Genomic DNA, 16,566 nt, shown 5'->3' on the forward strand with positions numbered 1-16,566 from the left:
GGCTGTCAGCCGGGTGTCACATGAGAGAGGTTGCGACTTCATCTCGATGGGCGGACACCAGCGTCCCGCGCTCCCACACGGCGGTGACAAGGGGAACGCCCGGCCGATACGCGAGGTGGACGTGGCTCGGCGCGTCCAGCATCGCCAGGTCGGCGCGGGTGCCGGGGGCGAGGCGGCCGATGTCGTTACGGCGCAGGGCGGCGGCCCCGCCGGCGGTCGCGGACCACAGCGCCTCGTCCGGGGTCATGCCCATCTCCCGTACGGCGATGGCGATGCAGAACGGCATGGAGCTGGTGTACGAGGACCCCGGGTTGCAGTCCGTGGAGATCGCGACGGTGGCGCCGGCGTCGAGGAGGCGGCGGGCGTCGGGGTAGACGGCGCGGGTGGAGAACTCGCAGCCGGGGAGGAGGGTGGCGACCGTGCCGCCGTCGCGGCCGCCGCTGTTCGCGCTCTTGGCGCTCTTGGCACTCTGTGCCAGGGCGTCGACGTCCGCGTCGGTGAGGTGCGTGCAGTGGTCGGCGGAGGCCGCGCCGAGCTCCACGGCGAGCTGGACGCCCGGGCCCTCGGTGAGCTGGTTCGCGTGCACGCGCGGGATGAGGCCCTTCGCCATGCCCGCGGTGAGGATCGCCCGTGCCTGGTCGCCGTCGAAGGCGCCGCGCTCGCAGAAGACGTCGACCCAGCGGGCGTAGGGCGCACAGGCGTCGAGCATCGGGCCGGTGACGAGGTCGACGTAGGCGGCGGGGTCGTTCTTGAATTCCGGTGCTACGACGTGGGCGCCGAGGTAGGTCACCTCGTCGAGGTGGGCGGCGGCGATGGAGGCGGCGCGGGCCTCGTCGTGGGTGCTGAGGCCGTAGCCGGTCTTCGTCTCCAGGGTGGTGGTGCCCTGGCGGTGCATCTCGGCGATGTGGCGGCGGAGGTTGGCGTCGAGGGTGTTGTTGGAGGCGGTGCGGGTGGCTTTGACGGTGGTCTGGATGCCGCCTGCGGTGTAGGGGCGGCCGGACATGCGGGCGTTGAACTCTTCCGTGCGGTCACCTGCGTAGAGCAGGTGGGAGTGGGAGTCCACGAAGCCGGGGATCACGGCGCGGTTGCCGGCGTCGATCCGGTCGTCGGCGGGTGCGGCGTCGCCGCTGGAGGGACCCGCGTATGCGACGGTGTCGCCGTCGATGACCAGCGTCGCGTCGTGGATCAGGCCGAGCGGGCCGTCGCCGAGGGTGGGGTCGTTGGTGACCAGGGTGCCGATGTTAGTGATCGCGGTGGCGGTCATGTGCTGGCCCTCCCGGGCGGGTCTCGTTTGAATACGAATCTCTCCCACCCACCCGCCCGTTGCTGTCGCACGGAGTAACGGGTGGGTGGGTGGGGGCTTCAGGCGCGCAGCGCGGCGATTGCGTCCGTCAATGCGCCCGCCACATCCGTTACGAGCGCGTGCTCGCCATCGCGTACCACGTGACGGCCTCCCACAATCGTGTGGCGGACATCCGCATTCGACGCGGCGAAGACGGCGGTCTCGGCGCCGAGCCGCGGCAGCGCGCCCACCGTACGGACCGAGTCCAGGGCGATCGTCGTGAAGTCCGCGAGCGCCCCCCGCTCGATCCGCCCCGCCTCCTCCCACCCCAGCGCCGCATGCCCGTCCTCGGACGCCGCGCGCAGCAATTGCGCTGCCGTCCAGTGCCCCCGGGTCCGCGTGTGCAGCCGCTCATTCAGCTCCATCGCCCGCGCCTCCTCCAGGAGGTCGATCACCGCATGGCTGTCGCTGCCCAGGGAGAGCGGGCTCCCCGCGTCCTGGACGCGTTTCGCCGGGCCGATGCCATCGGCCAGGTCGCGTTCGGTGGTCGGGCACATGCACACGCCGGTGGACGAGCCGCCCAGCAGGGAGATGTCCTCGCCGGTGAGGTGGGTGGCGTGGACGGCGGTGGTGTTGCGGCCCAGGGCGCCGCGCTCCGACAGCAGCCGGGCGGGCGTGACGCCGTGTGCCGCGCGGCAGGCGTCGTTTTCCGCGATCTGCTCGGAGAGGTGGACGTGCAGCGGGCCTTCGAGGGCTGTGGCGACCGTATTGAGCGAGTCGGCGGGCACGGCCCGTACGGAATGGATCGCCGCGCCGATGCGGGTATTGGCGTCCGGCTTCAGCTCCGCGGCGCGCTCGGCCCACGCCTCCGCCGTGCCGTCGCTGAAGCGCAGCTGGTGGTGGTTCGGCGGCTCGCCGAAGCCCGCCGCCAGGTACGCCGTGTCGAGCAGCGTGATCCGGATGCCCGCCTCCGCCGCGGCGGCGATCAGGGCGCCGCCCATCGCGTTCGGGTCTCCGTACGGCGTGCCGCCGGGCGCGTGGTGCACGTAGTGGAACTCGCCCACGCACGTGATCCCCGCCAGCGCCATCTCCGCATAGACGGCCTTCGCCAGCTCGAAGTACGTATCGGGCGTGAGCCGCTCCGCCACCCCGTACATCACCTCGCGCCACGTCCAGAACGTGCCCGAGCCCACCTGCACCGTCCCGCGCAGCGCGCGGTGGAAGGCGTGGCTGTGGGCGTTGGCGAGGCCGGGGAGCGTCAGGCCGCGCAGCCGGACGGCGTCGGCGGGCTCGGCGCCGGGGCGGACCGCGGTGATGCGGCCGTCGGCGGTGTCGATGGCGACGCCCGGCTCGACGGTGCCGTTGAGCCAGGCGTGTTCCGCCCAGTAGGTCGTCACGTAGTGGTCAGTCCTTCCAGTACGTCCGCCAGGGCCCGGACGCCGGCGAGGCAGTCGTCCTCGGTCGCGTGCTCCGCGGGCGAGTGCGAGACGCCGGTGGGGTTCCGTACGAACAGCATGGCGGTCGGGACGCTCGCGGACAGGATTCCGGCGTCGTGTCCCGCGCCCGTCGGCAGGACGGGGGTGCCGTCGCCCAGGATGCCCGCGAGCTCGTCGCGCAGCGCGTGCTCGAATTCGACGACCGGGGTGAAGGACTCCCGTACCACCGACACGTCCACGCCGTCGCGGTCCCCGCGCTCCTTCGCCGCCTTCTCGATCTCGGCGACCACCGCGTCCAGGGTCTCCTGGTCGGCGGCGCGGGAGTCGAGCCAGCCGCGGATGAGGGAGGGGATGGCGTTGACGCCGTTCGGCTCGACGGCGACCTTGCCGAAGGTGGCGAGGGCGCCGGCGAGGCGGGCCTTCTTGCGGGCGGCCAGGACCGTGTTCGCGTACGTGAGCATCGGGTCGCGGCGGTCTTCGAGGAGGGTCGTACCCGCGTGATTGGCCTCGCCCGCGAAGTCGAAGCGCCAGCGGCCGTGGGGCCAGATGGCGGAGGCGAGGCCCACTGCGTGGGCGGTGCCTTCGAGGGCGCGACCTTGTTCTACGTGCAGCTCCACGAAGGCGTGGATACGGCCGAGGCGCTCGGGGTCCGGGCCGATGGCGTCCGGGTCGTAACCCGCCTTCTCCATCGCCTGGGGGAGGCTGATGCCGTCGGCGTCGCGCAGCTCGCGCGCCTTGTCGGCGGTGAGCTGGCCGGCCGTGAGGCGGGAGCCCACGCAGGCGAGGCCGAAGCGGGCGCCCTCTTCGTCGCCGAAGTTGGCGATGGCGAGCGGGCGTTGCGGCTGGACGCCGCGGGCCTTGAGCTCGTCGAGGGCGGCGAAGGACGAGGCCACGCCCAACGGGCCGTCGAAGGCCCCGCCATCGGGGACGGAGTCCAAGTGCGAGCCGGTGACGACGGCGCCATCGGCCGCCACGTCAGTAATTGTCGCAGCGCCGAGCCAGGCCCACTGGTTGCCGTTGCGGTCGACCTCGTAGGTCAGCCCGCGCGCCTCCGCCTGGTGGCGGAACCAGGCCCGGCAGTCGGCGTCGGCGCCGGTCCAGGCGTAGCGCCGATAGCCGCGGGTGGCCGCGTCGCGGCCGATGGGCAGCAGGTCCCGCCACATCTCCAGGAACGTGGAGCCCCCCGCGCCGACGGCGCGGGGGTCGTGCTGAGCGGTCACGCCTGCCCGCCCTCCCGCATCGGAATGCGGACCCCGCGCGCCTCCGCGACGGCCTCCGCCTCCTCGTACCCCGCGTCCACGTGCCGGATCACGCCCATCCCCGGGTCGTTCGTCAGCACCCGCCGGATCTTCTCGCCCGCCAGCGGCGTGCCGTCCGCCACCGTGACCTGCCCGGCGTGAAGGGACCGGCCCATGCCGACCCCGCCCCCGTGGTGCAGGGACACCCACGAGGCGCCCGACGCGACATTCACCATCGCGTTCAGCAGCGGCCAGTCCGCGATCGCGTCCGAGCCGTCCTTCATGCCCTCGGTCTCGCGGTACGGGGACGCCACCGAGCCGCAGTCCAGGTGGTCGCGGCCGATGACGACGGGCGCCGACAGCTCGCCGCTCGCCACCATGTCGTTGAAGCGCTCACCGGCCTTGTCGCGCTCCCCGTAGCCGAGCCAGCAGATGCGGGCCGGGAGGCCCTGGAAGTGGACGCGCTCGCCCGCCATCTTGATCCAGCGGGCGAGGGACTCGTTCTCGGGGAAGAGGTCGAGCACGGCGCGGTCGGTCGCGGCGATGTCCTTCGGGTCGCCGGACAGGGCCGCCCAGCGGAAGGGGCCCTTGCCCTCGCAGAAGAGGGGGCGGATGTACGCGGGCACGAAGCCCGGGAAGGCGAAGGCGCGGTCGTAGCCGGCCAGCTGCGCCTCGCCGCGGATGGAGTTGCCGTAGTCGAAGACCTCGGCGCCGGCGTCCATGAAGCCGACCATGGCCTCGACGTGCTTGGCCATGGACTCGCGGGCGCGGGTGGTGAAGCCCGCCGGGTCCTTCGTCGCGTACGACTCCATGTCGTCGAAGTCGACACCGCTCGGCAGGTAGGCGAGCGGGTCGTGGGCGGAGGTCTGGTCGGTGACGATGTCGATCGGCGCGCCCTCCGCGAGCAGCTGCGGCAGCAGGTCCGCGGCGTTGCCGAGCAGGCCGATGGAAAGCGGACGGCGGGCGTCCCGGGCCTCGACGGCGAGCTGCAGGGCGTGCTGCACCGAATCGGCCTTCACGTCCAGGAAGCGGTGCTCGATGCGCCGGTCGATCGCGCGCGGGTCGCAGTCGATGCAGATGACGACGCCGTCGTTCATCGTCACGGCGAGCGGCTGGGCGCCGCCCATGCCGCCGAGGCCTGCGGTGAGGGTGATGGTGCCGGCGAGGGTGCCGTTGAACTTCTTGGCGGCAACGGCGGCGAAGGTCTCGTACGTGCCCTGCAGGATGCCCTGCGTGCCGATGTAGATCCACGAGCCGGCGGTCATCTGCCCGTACATGGTGAGGCCGAGGGCCTCCAGCCGCCGGAACTCCTCCCAGTTCGCCCAGTCCCCGACCAGGTTGGAGTTGGCGAGGAGCACCCGCGGCGCCCACTCGTGGGTCTGCATGACGCCGACGGGGCGGCCGGACTGGACCAGCATCGTCTCGTCGGCCTTGAGCGTCTCCAGCGTCCGCACCATGGCGTCGAAGGACCGCCAGTCGCGCGCGGCCTTGCCCGTGCCGCCGTAGACGACGAGCTTGTCGGGGTGCTCGGCGACCTCCGGGTCGAGGTTGTTCTGGAGCATCCGCAGCGCGGCTTCCTGCTGCCAGCCCTTGGCGCTCAGTGCCGTACCGCGCGGTGCCCGCACGGGGCGCGGTCCTGACATGACCCTGCCCTCCCTGACGTGAATGGACTACTGCACTGAACCTACCAACTGAATAGATCCAGTCAATACGGCATCCCGGCCATCCTGGCCGGAACGTCGTGACTGCGGTCTAGTCCACTTGCTGGACATGCACAAGACAGCATTTGCCGTCGGGTGGTTGACTGCCGCCATGCCTTCCGATCAGGCCCCGTCCGCGCCGGACGATCTGCTGTCCACCCGCCGCGACCTCGCCGTCCGCGCCGCCATCGAGCAGGAGCTGGTCTCCGAGCGGGAGCCGGTCGCGGCCTTGCTGGACGTCCACGCCATCCGCTACGCCGCCGCCGAACTGCGCGCCGCCTTCGCCGCGGTCGCGGCGCCGGGTACCCCGATCCTGCACGCCTTCGCGGTCAAGGCCGCGTCCCTGGTCCCGGTGCTGCGACTGCTGCACGCGGAGGGCCTGGGCGCGGAGGTCGCCAGCCCCGGCGAGCTGGCGCTGGCGCGCGCCGCCGGCGTGCCCGTATCGCACACGGTCCTCGACTCCCCCGCCAAGACCCGCGCCGAACTCCGCGAGGCCCTCGCCCTCGGCATCGCCGTGAACGCCGACAGCCGCGAGGAGCTCACCCGCCTCGACGCCCTCGTCGCCTCGGCCCGCACGCGCTCTCCGCTGGGCCTGCGAGTGAATCCTCAGCTCGGCGCCGGCTCGATCGACGCGATGTCGACGGCGACGGCGACGTCGAAGTTCGGGGTGACGCTGCGCGATGAAGGGGCGCGGGAGTGGGTGGTACGGGCGTACCTCGACCGCCCCTGGCTGACCCGGCTGCATGCGCACACCGGCTCCCAGGGCATCCCGCTGGATCTGCAGGTAGCGGGCGTACGGGCGGTGTACGAGCTCGCGGAGGAGATCAACTCGGCCGCGGGCCGCCGCCAGATCGACACGCTCGACATCGGCGGCGGCCTGACGGTGAACTTCGACTCGGACGAGACAACACCCACCTTCCACGATTACGCCCGCCTGCTGCGCGAGGAGCTCCCCGGGCTGCTCGACGGGCGGTACGGGCTGGTGACGGAGTTCGGGCGGTCGGTGCTCGCGAAGGCGGGCGTGGTGCTGGCCCGGGTCGAGTACGCGAAGTCCGCGGGCGGCCGCCCGATCGCGGTCACGCACGCGGGCGCGCAGGTGGCGACGCGCACCGTCTTCGCGCCGGAGTCGTGGCCGCTGCGAGTGGCGGCGTACGACGAGAAGGGCATCCCGAAAGCCGACCCCTCGGTGGTCCAGGACGTGGCCGGGCCGTGCTGCTTCGCGGGCGACTTGGTGGCCCGCGGACGGCGGCTGCCGCTGCTGGGGGCGGGGGATTGGGTGGGGCTGCTGGATACGGGGGCTTACTACGCGTCGACGCCCTTCGGGTACAACAGCCTGCCACGGCCGGGGGTTTATGGCTTCCGGGCGGATGCGGAGAGTGGGGTTGTGCAGTTCGCGATGGTGCGTGATCCGCAGACGATTGAGCAGGTGGTGGCTGAGTCGGGGGCTGGGCGGAGGGATTCGCTTACTAGCTTGGGGTGATGCTGGTGCTGGCGATGGCGGATGGGTTGGCATCGGATGGTGACGGCAGCGTCGCCGTCCTGCTCTGAGGTGCGGTGCCGGAAACGGATGGCTGGCTGCGGAGGGGTGGGGGAGGCGGGGCAGGTAGCGCTGCCGGGCGGCGGTGGGGGAAGCGGGGCGGCGGGGAAGCTGGCCCGTAGCGCTGCCGGGTGGCAATGGGGCAGGGGCGTGAATGCCCAACCGCCGCCCGGCAGCCTTCGTGCCCCGCCGCCCCCTACCCCTCCGTAGCCAGCCATCCGTTTCCGGCACCGAGCCAATCCGGACCCGGCAGCACGACCGTCACCATCCGATGCCAACTCATCCGCCCCCTCACTCACCCGCCCCCTCACTCACCCGCCCCCACAAGCAGGCCGAGAGCCGAAGACCGAAGGCCGAGCATCACTCCACAAACAACCCCCGCTCAGCCGCCCGCACATCAAACGCCTCCAACCGCCCCTGCGCCCCCGGCAAGGCATCACACATAGCCTCCAGCAACACCCGCCCCAGCAGCATCGGCGCACACGCCGTATCAAAGGCCAGCCCCGTCCCTACCCCCGCCGGCAGCAGCACGTCGCTCGCCTCCGCCACCGGCGCGAAAGTCGAGTCCGCCACGGACACCACCGTCAGCCCAGCCTCCCGAGCAGCCTCCAAGCCCTCCACTACCTCCCGCGGATGACGCGGCAGCGCGAAGCACAGCAAGGCAGACGCTCCCGCTGCCGAGGCCACTTCGATGCGGTCGGCGAGCATCGAGCCGCCCTCGTCGAGCAGGCGTACGTCCGGATGGACCTTGGCCGCGAAGTACGCGAAGCCCTTCGCCTGCGCGGCAGCGGCTCGCAGGCCGAGCACCGGCAGCGGTCGCGACCCCGCCAGCAGCCGGCCGGCGCGCTCCACCGGCTCCGGGTCGCCGAGCAGCGCGGAGAGCTGGCGGAGGTTCTCGATCTCCGCCTGTACGGCCTGCTGGTACTCGTTGAAGTCCGGCGCGCCGGACGTCGCTTCGCCGCTCTGCGCCCCCTCCGCACGCAAGTGCTTCCGCAGCGCCGGATACCCGTCGAACCCCAACGCCACGGCGAAGCGCGTCACAGACGGCTGGCTCACGCCGGCCAGCTCCGCCAGTTCCACGCTCGACAGGAAGGGGGCGTCCGCGGCCCGCCGCAGCATGCAGTGCGCGATCCGCCGCTGCGTCGGCGTCAGCCGGTGCCCCTCGAAGAGCTTGTGCAGCCGGGCCTCAGCTCCGGAACCCATGCGCGCCTCTACTCCCATCCGCGGATCTCACACCGCCGCCAACCGTTCCATCAGTCCCCCGGCCACCGCGACATCCGCCGTCAGCGGCCGGTCGGCCATCCGCGGGTCGAGCACCCGCGCCGCCGCCTCGAAAGCCTCCCCCGCGGGGCCGTCCGGTACGGACTTGCGCTGCCGCAGCGCCCGTACGGCCGTCACCAGCTCGCAGGCCAGCACCTGCCGCAGGCTCTCCGACGCACGCAACGCCAATCGCGCCGCCTGCGAGGCGAAGCTCGACTGTTCCTCGACGCCGCGCGAGAGCGACGTATGGCCGAGGGTCACCGGCGCCGCCGCCGTCCGCAGCTCGGCGAGGGCGGCCGCGGCCGCGTACTCGAGGATCATCACGCCCGAGCTGCCGGGCGCCGAGGCATCCCCCAGGAACGGCTGCAGCCCCGTCATCGACGGCTCCGTCAGCGCGCCTAGGCGCGCCGTCGACAGCTGCGCCACCTGCAGCACCGCCAGCCGGAACTGGTCCAGGGCAAGGGCGAGATGACCCGCGAAGAAGTTTCCGTGGTGCCACGCCGTATGCGTGTCCTCGCGGATCAGCGGGTTCTCCGCCGCCGCGTTCAGGTCGACCGCCAGCACCCGCTCCAGCGCATCCGCCGAGTCCAGCGCGGGCCCGTGCACCTGCGGCAGGCAGCGGAAGGCGAAGGGGTCCTGGATACGGATCCGGGCGGCGCCAGGAGCTCCGGAAGGCCCGGGGCCCTGCACGTCCAGCAGCCGCCTGATCTCCGCGGCCGCCGCCACCGTCCCCTCGTGCGGGCGCGCCTCGTGCACCGGATGCGCGTACGCCTCCAGGGAGCCGTCCACCGCGTGCAGGCCCAGCGCCGCCACGGTCTGCGCGGCGCGCAGCAGCGTCCGCAGGCGGTCGAGAGCGAGCGCCGCCTGGCCCAGAGTCATGGCATTGCTGCTGATCAGCGCCAGCGCGTCATTCGTGTCGAGGACGATGGGGGCCGGCGCCCTGCCGCCCTCCCACGGGTGCTCGCCCGCCAGCGCGAGCCCTGTCTGGGCCAGCGCGCCGAGGTCGCCCGTGCCCACCGCCCCGTACTCGTGCACCAGCGGCGTCGCCCCGCTCGCCAGCGCCGCCTCCAGCGCGGCGGCGATCGCGGGCTTCACGCCCGCACCGCCCGCGAGGATCTGGTTCAGGCGTACGGCCAGCATCGCCCGCACCTGCGGCGCCGGCAGCGGCGCGCCGATCGCGCCCGCGTGGCTGCGCAGCAGGCGCATGCCGTGGCTGTCGCCGCCCGCGTCGGCGAGGCCTTCGTCGCCGGCCTCGACGATGATGCTGCGGTTCGCGCCGACCCCGGTCGAGCGCCCGTACAGCGTGCCCGCCGCCGTCAGCGCCCGCGCCGTCTCCCAGGAGCGGTGGACCCGCTTGAGCGCGTCCGCCGAGGCCGTGGCAGTGTGTCGTCCTTCGGCGAGGCGGACGACATCCGCCACCGACATGTCCCGGCCGTCAAGGATGACGGGCGCGGCGGTGTCCAACGTGTGAGACGTCATCCTCCACTCCCTTGACTTCTATTCACGTGGCAAGAACTCTGCATGACCATATGCAGACAGGGCAAGGGGCAAGGGGCTCCCGGTGATCGAGTTCGAATCAGTCAGCAAGCACTACCCGAACGGCACCACAGCGGTGGACGACCTGACCCTGACGATGCCCGAGGGCGGCATCACGGTCCTGGTCGGCACCTCAGGATGCGGCAAGACGACCACCCTCCGCATGGTCAACCGCATGGTGGAGCCCAGCTCAGGCCGAATACAGCTGGGCGGCAAGGACATTTCCGCCACCGACCGCGCCGAGCTGCGCCGCGGCATCGGCTACGTCATCCAGCAGGCGGGCCTCTTCCCGCACCGTACGGTCCTCGACAACGTCGCCACCGTGCCGCTGGTGCTGGGCTGGGGCCGCAAGAAGGCCCGCGCCCGCGCCGCCGAGCTGCTGGAGCGCGTCGGCCTGGACCCGAAGTCCGCGAAGCGCTATCCGCACCAGCTCTCCGGCGGCCAGCAGCAGCGCGTCGGCGTGGCCCGCGCGCTGGCGGCGGACCCGCCGGTGCTGCTGATGGACGAGCCGTTCAGCGCGGTCGACCCGGTGGTACGGGCCCACCTCCAGGACGAGCTGCTGCGCCTCCAGGAGGAGCTGCGGAAGACCATCGTCTTCGTCACCCACGACATCGACGAGGCCGTCCGCCTCGGCGACCGCATCGCCATCTTCCGTACGGGCGGCCAGCTCGTGCAGTGCGCCACCCCGGCCGAGCTCCTCGCCCGCCCGGCGGACGACTTCGTCGCCGACTTCCTGGGCGCCGAACGCGGCCTGAAGCTGCTCTCCCTGAGCACCCTCGCGGGCGTCGAGCAGCACCCGGCGCCGGAGGGCGGCCGCTGGCGGCTGGAGACATCCAGCGCGGGCAAGCCGCAGGGCTGGCGCGACACCGAAGCGGACGCGGCCCGGGACCTGCTGCCCGTACGCCCGCTGTCCGACGACGACTCGCTCCTCGCCGCGCTCAACGAGGCCGTCTCCTCCCCCTCCGGCCTCGTCGTCCGCGTCGACAAGGACGGCAAGCTGACCGGCGTCACCAGCCGCGACGCCATCCACGACGCCGCCGGCGACGAGCACGCGCGGGTGGCCACCGCGGACGCGGCCTCGTGAGCTCCATCGACTGGGCCTGGATCCCGGATCACGGCCGCGACCTGACCGTCCTCGCCCTCGACCACATGGCCACGGCGGGCCCCGCCGTCCTCTTCGGCCTCCTGATCGCCGTGCCGCTCGCGGTCGTCGCCCATCGCGTACGGGCGCTGCGCGGGCTGCTGCTCGGCATCTCGAGCATCCTCTACACGATCCCGTCCCTCGCCCTCTTCGTCCTGCTCCTGCCGATCACCGGCCTGACCAGGACGACGGCGATCGTCGGGCTCACCGCGTACACGCTCTGCGTCCTGATCCGCAACACCGTCGAGGGCCTGGACGCCGTCCCCGCCCACGCCCGCGAGGCCTCGGTCGCGATGGGCTCGTCCCGCACCCGCACCCTCCTCACCGTCGAGCTGCCGCTCGCGCTGCCGGTCATCATGGCGGGCGTACGGGTCGCCACGGTGATGTCGATCTCGCTGGTGAGCGTGGCCAGTTACATCGGCTACGGCGGCCTCGGCCAGCTCTTCACCGACGGCTTCCAGCGCAACTTCACCACGCCGGTGTGGGCGGGCGTCGCGCTGACGCTGCTGCTGGCGCTGGTGGCGGACTCGCTGCTGGTCGCCGTGCAGTGGCTGTGCACGCCGTGGCAGCGCGGCCACGCCGCCCGTACCAGCGCAGGAAAGGCGGCCTGACGCACCATGTGGGAACTCCTCAAGAACCTCGGCGACTGGCTGACCTCCGCCGACCAGTGGACCGGCACCTCCGGCATCGGCACCCGGCTCCTGGAACACGCCGAATACAGCCTGCTGTCGACGCTGATCGCCGCGCTCATCGCGTTCCCGATCGGCCTCCTCATCGGCCACACCGGACGCGGCGCCTTCCTCGCGATCAACCTCGCCAGCTTCGGCCGCGCGCTCCCGACCGTCGGCCTGATCACCCTGGTCTTCCTGGTCAGCGGCCTGAGCATGTGGCCGGTCTACATCTCGCTGGTCGCCCTCGCCGTCCCGGTCATCGTCACCAATACGTACGCCGGGATGGCCGCCGTCTCCCCCGAGGTGAAGGACGCGGCCGCGGGGCAGGGGCTCACCGGCTGGCAGGTGCTGTGGAAGGTCGAGGTGCCGCTCGCGCTCCCGCTGATCATGACGGGCGTCCGGCTCGCCGTGGTCCAGGTGATCGCGACCGCCACCATCGCCGCGTACGTCAGCTTCGGCGGCCTCGGCCGCTACGTCTTCGACGGGCTCGCGCAGCGCGACCTCGTCCAGGTGCTGGGCGGAGCGGTGCTGGTCGCCGTCCTCGCCATCGCCGTCGACCTCGCCCTCGGCGGCGTCCAGCGCCTGCTCTTCCGCCACCGCCCGGCCCGGGCCTGAAGGGATCCACGCCATGCACCGCAGGAAAGTCCTGGCCGGCCTGCTGGCCGCCACCGCCACCCCCGCGATCGCCGCCTGTGGCGGCATCACCTCACTCAAGGACGAGTCCACCCTCGGCGAGGGCACCGGCAGCTCCGCCGGCGGCCTGACCATCGGCACCGCCAACTTCAGCGAGAACCAGATCCTCGGCTACCTCTACGCGGAGGTGCTGAAGGCGGCGGGCGTGGAGACCTCGGTCAAACCCAACCTCGGCTCCCGCGAGATCGTCATCCCGGCGCTGAAGGCCGGCGACATCGACGTGCTGCCCGAGTACCAGGGCGCGCTGCTGCACTACCTCGCCCCGAAGGCGAAGGCGACGGAGGAGGGCGCGATGCAGAACGCCCTCACCATCGCGCTGCCCAAGGGCCTGGAGGTGCTGTCGTACTCGGCCGCGGAGAACTCGGACGTCTTCGCCGTAACCCCGGAAACCGCCGAGAAGTACGGCCTCCGCAGCCTCGCCGACCTGAAGAAGCACAACGGCAAGCTGGTCTTCGGCGCGGCCCCGGAGATGGAGAAGCGCGAGGTCGGCGTGGTCGGCCTGAAGGAGGTGTACGGGGTCGAGTTCAAGGAGTTCAAGTCCCTGGACTCCTCCGGGCCGCTGGTGAAGGGCGCCCTGAAGAAGGGCGACATCGACGTGGCCAACGTCTTCTCCACGGACGTCGACCTCGCCGCCAACGGCTGGATCGCCCTGGCCGACCCGAAGAACCTCATCCCCGGCCAGCACGTGGTCCCGCTGATAGCCACCCGCAAGGCCGACGACAAGGTCCGCAAGGCCCTGGCCCGCCTGGGCGCGATCCTGACCACGGAAGAGCTGACGCAGCTCACCAAGCAGGTGGACAAGGACAAGAAGGACCCGGACCGGGTGGCGAAGGCGTGGGTGCAGGAGAAGGGGCTGGCCAAGTAGGTCAGTTCACCTCGGCGACCGACTCCCGCTCGTACAGCCGGGGCGCCACCACCTCGCGCTTCCGGCGCACCCGCTTGCCGTCGATGGCCGCCAGCACGAGCCCGCTGGCGGTATCGACGATCTCCTGCCGGTCCCAGCCGACGGAGGTCAGCGCGGGCGTGAGCAGCTGCGAGACGGGATGGTCGTCGTAGCCGACGACGGAGATGTCCTTGCCGACCCACAGCGACAGCTCCCGCACCGCGGCATACACCCCGTACGCGATCGAGTCCGAGAAGCAGAACACCGCCGACGGCCGCTCGCCGTCCGCCAGGACACCGCGCGCGACCGCCGTCGCCTCCGCCAGCGACTGCGGGCACGGCAGCATCCGCGCCTCCAGGCCGAGGCGCTGGGCGGCCTCCTGTACGTACACATCCGCGGGCCGGTCGGGGGTGGCGACGGCGGTCGGCGTGAGCACCGCGATCCGCCGGTGGCCGAGGCCCTTCAGATACTCCAGCACCGTGTCGATCCCGGCGCGGTTGTCGAAGAGCACCTCGCCCGCCGTGCGCTTCGCGCTGGACAGCGAGTCGCCCACCGACACCACCGGCAGCGACTCCGCCAGCTTCGCCCACCCCTCCGCCGAGGGGTCGAGCGGCGACACCACCAGGCCGTCCACCCGCTGATCGCGCAGCTGCCGGGCGAGCTTCAGCTCCCGCTCCGGGTCGCCGCCCGCGTCGAGGATCAGCGCATAGCGGTCGTGCGCCAGCAACTCGCGGCCGATCGCGGTGGACAGCTGCTGCTGCCACAGGTCGGAGAGGTCCCCGGCGACGACGCCGACCATGCTCGTACGGCCGCTGGCCAGCGCGCGGGCGATGGGGTCCGCCTCATAGCCGAGCTCCTCGGCGGCGCGCCGGACCCGCTCCTCGGTCTCCTTGGAGACATGCTGGCCGCGCAGCGCGTACGAAACGGCCGCCGTGGACAGGCCGGTGGCCTCCGCGACCTCGCGGAGGGTGGTGCGCTTACGGGGGCCGGGCATGGCTCAGAACCATAGTCGAACGGGGTGACAGCCGGTCTTGACGCGCCGTTGTGAAACGCTTAAGTTAAGCGCATCAGTGAAGCGTTTAAGTAACACAGGATCGGACTCCGCGTGCCCACCGACGTCCACCAGCACATCTGGCCGGCCCGGCTGATCGCCCTGCTGCGCGCCCGCACCGCGGCGCCGCGGCTGGACGGCTGGACGCTGCACCTGGACGGCGAGCCGCCGTACGACGTCGCCCCCGCCGACCACGACACCGCGGCCCGCGCCGCCCTCGCCGCGGCCGACGGCCTCGACCTGGCGCTGGTCTCGCTCTCCTCCCCGCTCGGCATCGAACTCCTCCCGCCCGACGAGGCCGACGAGCTCCTCGCCGCGTACCACGACGGCGTCCACGACCTCCCGCCCCCGTTCGGCGCCTGGGCCGCCGCCTCGCTCACCCGCCCCGACCCGGCGGCGCTGACCCGCGAGCTGGCCCGGGGCGCGTACGGCCTCCAGCTCCCCGCCAACGCCCTTGTGGACGAGGCGGGATGGCGCGCGACCGGCCCGCTCCTCGAAGCCCTGGAGGCGGCCGGCAAGCCCCTCTTCGTCCACCCCGGGCCCGCCGCCCCCGCCCCGCCGGGCGCCCCGTCCTGGTGGCCCGCCCTGGTCCCGTACGTGACGCAGATGCACGCCTCCTGGCACGCCTTCCGCGCCTTCGGCCGCGCCCGCCACCCCCGCCTCCGGGTCTGCTTCGCGCTGCTCGCCGGGCTCGCCCCGCTGCACGGCGAGCGCCTCGCCGCCCGCTCCGCCGCCGCCGAGCGCGACCGCGGCGCCATCGACCCGCAGGTCTTCTACGAGACGTCCTCGTACGGCACCCGCGCCGTCGACGCCATGCTCCGCACCACCGGCATCGACGCCCTCTGCGCCGGCAGCGACCGCCCGTACGCCGAACCGGTCCACCCGGACCTCGGCGACGCGGCGGCCCTGCACGCCCTGCGCACCACCAACCCCGCCCGCCTGCTGAACGGAGCCTGATGAGCACGTACGACCACCTCCCGCACCGCAATCTCGCCAAGCACGAGCTGCAGGCCCTCGTCGACGAGCTGGCCCGGCAGCCGGAGCGCTGGCGGCACGAGGTCGCCTTCAGCGACGACGAGCGGCACTATGCGTCGCTCTACCGGGACGACTACGTCGACATATGGCTGCTCTGCTGGACCCGGCAGAACGACACCGGCTGGCACGACCACGACATCTCCTCCGGCGCCGTCCGGGTGGTCCAGGGCGAGCTCACCGAGCACAACCCGCGGATAGGCGGCGCCCACCTGGAGACGGCGGTCGCGGCCGGGGAGTCCTTCTGCTTCGGCCCCGAGCACATCCACCGCCTCACCGGCGCGACGGACGACGCGGTGTCGATCCACGCGTATTCGCCGCCGCTGTGGCGGCTCGGCCAGTACGACATCTCGCGGGACGGTGTGATGCGCCGGGTGTCCGTGAGCTACGCGGACGAGCTGCGGCCGCTCGACGCGTGATTCAGGGAGAAGTGGGGGGTTAGCACCACTGCCCCGGGGTTCGGGTTTTCCGTACTGTGGCAGGCATGAGCGCGCTGGATCCCGAGATGAAGAAGGAGCTCGACGCCACCCTGCAGACCCGCAGGGAGCTCGGGCCCGAGTACGAAGAGGAGCTCATCGACGGCTTCCTCGACAAGATGCAGCAGCGCATGGACGGCCTCGACATGCGCAACCGCCGCCAGCTCGCCGAGCAGCAGATGATCGTCGCCCGCGGCAGCCGCCCCCAGGCGCAGTCCGGCGAGGGCTCGAACTTCGGCGAGCGCTTCGGCTTCGCCACCGTCTCGCTGATCCTCGCGATCCCGCTGTCGGCGATCGGCGCGGTGAACGCGGACCTGCCGGGGCTGCTCGTCACCTGGGCGGGCATCGTCGGCGTCAACGCCGTGCACGGCTTCCGCGATTCGCTGAAGAGCACGCTGTTCCGGCGGGAGCGGCGCACGTCCGACTGGGACTGAACCTTTCGCGAACCGTCACGCGTACGCAGCACCCATTTAACACGCGTCCGGCAGATTAAGAGTCGCGCCTAGGACCTCCGGAGCGGCTCCCGGACCTCCTCAGGACGCCGGACGCGCAGCGCGCGTCCCTCGCGGGGACTGCCGTCGTCCCGCCCTTGGTGGGCAACCACTAGGGTGCGGCGGTCCCCGCGCTCAC

15 protein-coding genes are annotated in these 16,566 nt (G+C 72.3%); 8 read left to right on the forward strand and 7 right to left on the reverse strand.

The window, feature by feature from the left end; genetic code table 11:
• Positions 1 to 16: 16 nt before the first annotated feature.
• The 4 genes from hutI to hutU all read right to left on the reverse strand — a co-directional run bounded on the left by hutI (position 17) and on the right by hutU (position 5,599).
• Complete coding sequence (gene hutI / locus ACNNMR_RS17275; RefSeq protein WP_419995508.1) at positions 17 to 1,264, reverse strand: imidazolonepropionase; 1,248 nt, start codon at positions 1,262 to 1,264, stop codon at positions 17 to 19.
• 98 nt (positions 1,265 to 1,362) lie between these two features.
• Positions 1,363 to 2,679, reverse strand: coding sequence for a formimidoylglutamate deiminase (locus tag ACNNMR_RS17280; RefSeq protein ID WP_419995509.1), 1,317 nt, complete (start codon positions 2,677 to 2,679; stop codon positions 1,363 to 1,365).
• Positions 2,676 to 3,881, reverse strand: coding sequence for an allantoate amidohydrolase (locus ACNNMR_RS17285; protein ID WP_420000391.1), 1,206 nt, complete (start codon positions 3,879 to 3,881; stop codon positions 2,676 to 2,678). Before ACNNMR_RS17285 ends, ACNNMR_RS17280 begins: the two co-directional genes overlap by 4 nt.
• Before the next feature lie 53 nt (positions 3,882 to 3,934).
• A complete protein-coding gene (gene hutU, locus ACNNMR_RS17290; protein WP_419995510.1) occupies positions 3,935 to 5,599 on the reverse strand; it encodes a urocanate hydratase in 1,665 nt (554 codons plus the stop codon).
• Between the two features lie 169 nt (positions 5,600 to 5,768).
• Between hutU and ACNNMR_RS17295 the strand changes: the two genes are divergently transcribed.
• Positions 5,769 to 7,136: a diaminopimelate decarboxylase gene (locus ACNNMR_RS17295; RefSeq protein ID WP_419995511.1), complete on the forward strand. Its 1,368-nt coding sequence runs from the start codon at positions 5,769 to 5,771 to the stop codon at positions 7,134 to 7,136.
• Positions 7,137 to 7,553: 417 nt separating this feature from the next.
• On the opposite strand, the gene ACNNMR_RS17300 is transcribed toward ACNNMR_RS17295, so the two are convergent.
• Both ACNNMR_RS17300 and ACNNMR_RS17305 read right to left on the reverse strand, forming a co-directional pair.
• Positions 7,554 to 8,396 carry a MurR/RpiR family transcriptional regulator gene (locus ACNNMR_RS17300; protein ID WP_419995512.1) on the reverse strand — a complete coding sequence of 281 codons (843 nt, stop codon included), beginning with the start codon at positions 8,394 to 8,396 and terminating at the stop codon, positions 7,554 to 7,556.
• 27 nt (positions 8,397 to 8,423) lie between these two features.
• Positions 8,424 to 9,932: an aromatic amino acid ammonia-lyase gene (locus tag ACNNMR_RS17305; RefSeq protein WP_419995513.1), complete on the reverse strand. Its 1,509-nt coding sequence runs from the start codon at positions 9,930 to 9,932 to the stop codon at positions 8,424 to 8,426.
• Positions 9,933 to 10,014: 82 nt separating this feature from the next.
• Here ACNNMR_RS17305 and ACNNMR_RS17310 point away from each other — a divergent pair, with 82 nt between their 5' ends.
• The 4 genes from ACNNMR_RS17310 to ACNNMR_RS17325 are packed head-to-tail and all read left to right on the forward strand — an operon-like array spanning position 10,015 to position 13,359.
• Positions 10,015 to 11,073 carry an ABC transporter ATP-binding protein gene (locus tag ACNNMR_RS17310; RefSeq protein WP_419995514.1) on the forward strand — a complete coding sequence of 353 codons (1,059 nt, stop codon included), beginning with the start codon at positions 10,015 to 10,017 and terminating at the stop codon, positions 11,071 to 11,073.
• Positions 11,070 to 11,741 (forward strand): ABC transporter permease, encoded by a 672-nt coding sequence (locus ACNNMR_RS17315; protein ID WP_419995515.1) that lies wholly within the window; start codon positions 11,070 to 11,072, stop codon positions 11,739 to 11,741. The genes ACNNMR_RS17310 and ACNNMR_RS17315 overlap by 4 nt, the downstream gene beginning before the upstream one ends.
• 6 nt (positions 11,742 to 11,747) lie before the next feature.
• Positions 11,748 to 12,416, forward strand: coding sequence for an ABC transporter permease (locus ACNNMR_RS17320; RefSeq protein WP_419995516.1), 669 nt, complete (start codon positions 11,748 to 11,750; stop codon positions 12,414 to 12,416).
• A gap of 13 nt (positions 12,417 to 12,429) precedes the next feature.
• Positions 12,430 to 13,359: an ABC transporter substrate-binding protein gene (locus tag ACNNMR_RS17325; protein ID WP_419995517.1), complete on the forward strand. Its 930-nt coding sequence runs from the start codon at positions 12,430 to 12,432 to the stop codon at positions 13,357 to 13,359.
• 1 nt (position 13,360) lies between these two features.
• Here the strand turns inward: ACNNMR_RS17325 and ACNNMR_RS17330 are convergent, their stop codons facing one another.
• Positions 13,361 to 14,371: a LacI family DNA-binding transcriptional regulator gene (locus ACNNMR_RS17330; RefSeq protein WP_419995518.1), complete on the reverse strand. Its 1,011-nt coding sequence runs from the start codon at positions 14,369 to 14,371 to the stop codon at positions 13,361 to 13,363.
• Positions 14,372 to 14,482: 111 nt separating this feature from the next.
• On the opposite strand from ACNNMR_RS17330, the gene ACNNMR_RS17335 reads away from it, so the two are divergent.
• The 3 genes from ACNNMR_RS17335 (at position 14,483) to ACNNMR_RS17345 (ending at position 16,370) form a co-directional block, all read left to right on the forward strand.
• On the forward strand, positions 14,483 to 15,385 hold the full coding sequence (locus tag ACNNMR_RS17335; protein ID WP_419995519.1) for an amidohydrolase: 903 nt from the start codon (positions 14,483 to 14,485) through the stop codon (positions 15,383 to 15,385).
• Entirely contained in the window at positions 15,385 to 15,879 is a 495-nt protein-coding gene (locus ACNNMR_RS17340; RefSeq protein ID WP_419995520.1) for a cysteine dioxygenase, read from the forward strand. Before ACNNMR_RS17335 ends, ACNNMR_RS17340 begins: the two co-directional genes overlap by 1 nt.
• Before the next feature lie 65 nt (positions 15,880 to 15,944).
• Positions 15,945 to 16,370 carry a hypothetical protein gene (locus tag ACNNMR_RS17345; protein WP_419995521.1) on the forward strand — a complete coding sequence of 142 codons (426 nt, stop codon included), beginning with the start codon at positions 15,945 to 15,947 and terminating at the stop codon, positions 16,368 to 16,370.
• Positions 16,371 to 16,566 lie beyond the last annotated feature (196 nt).

Source organism: Streptomyces boninensis, assembly GCF_048572725.1.
Taxonomy (GTDB): domain Bacteria; phylum Actinomycetota; class Actinomycetes; order Streptomycetales; family Streptomycetaceae; genus Streptomyces; species Streptomyces boninensis.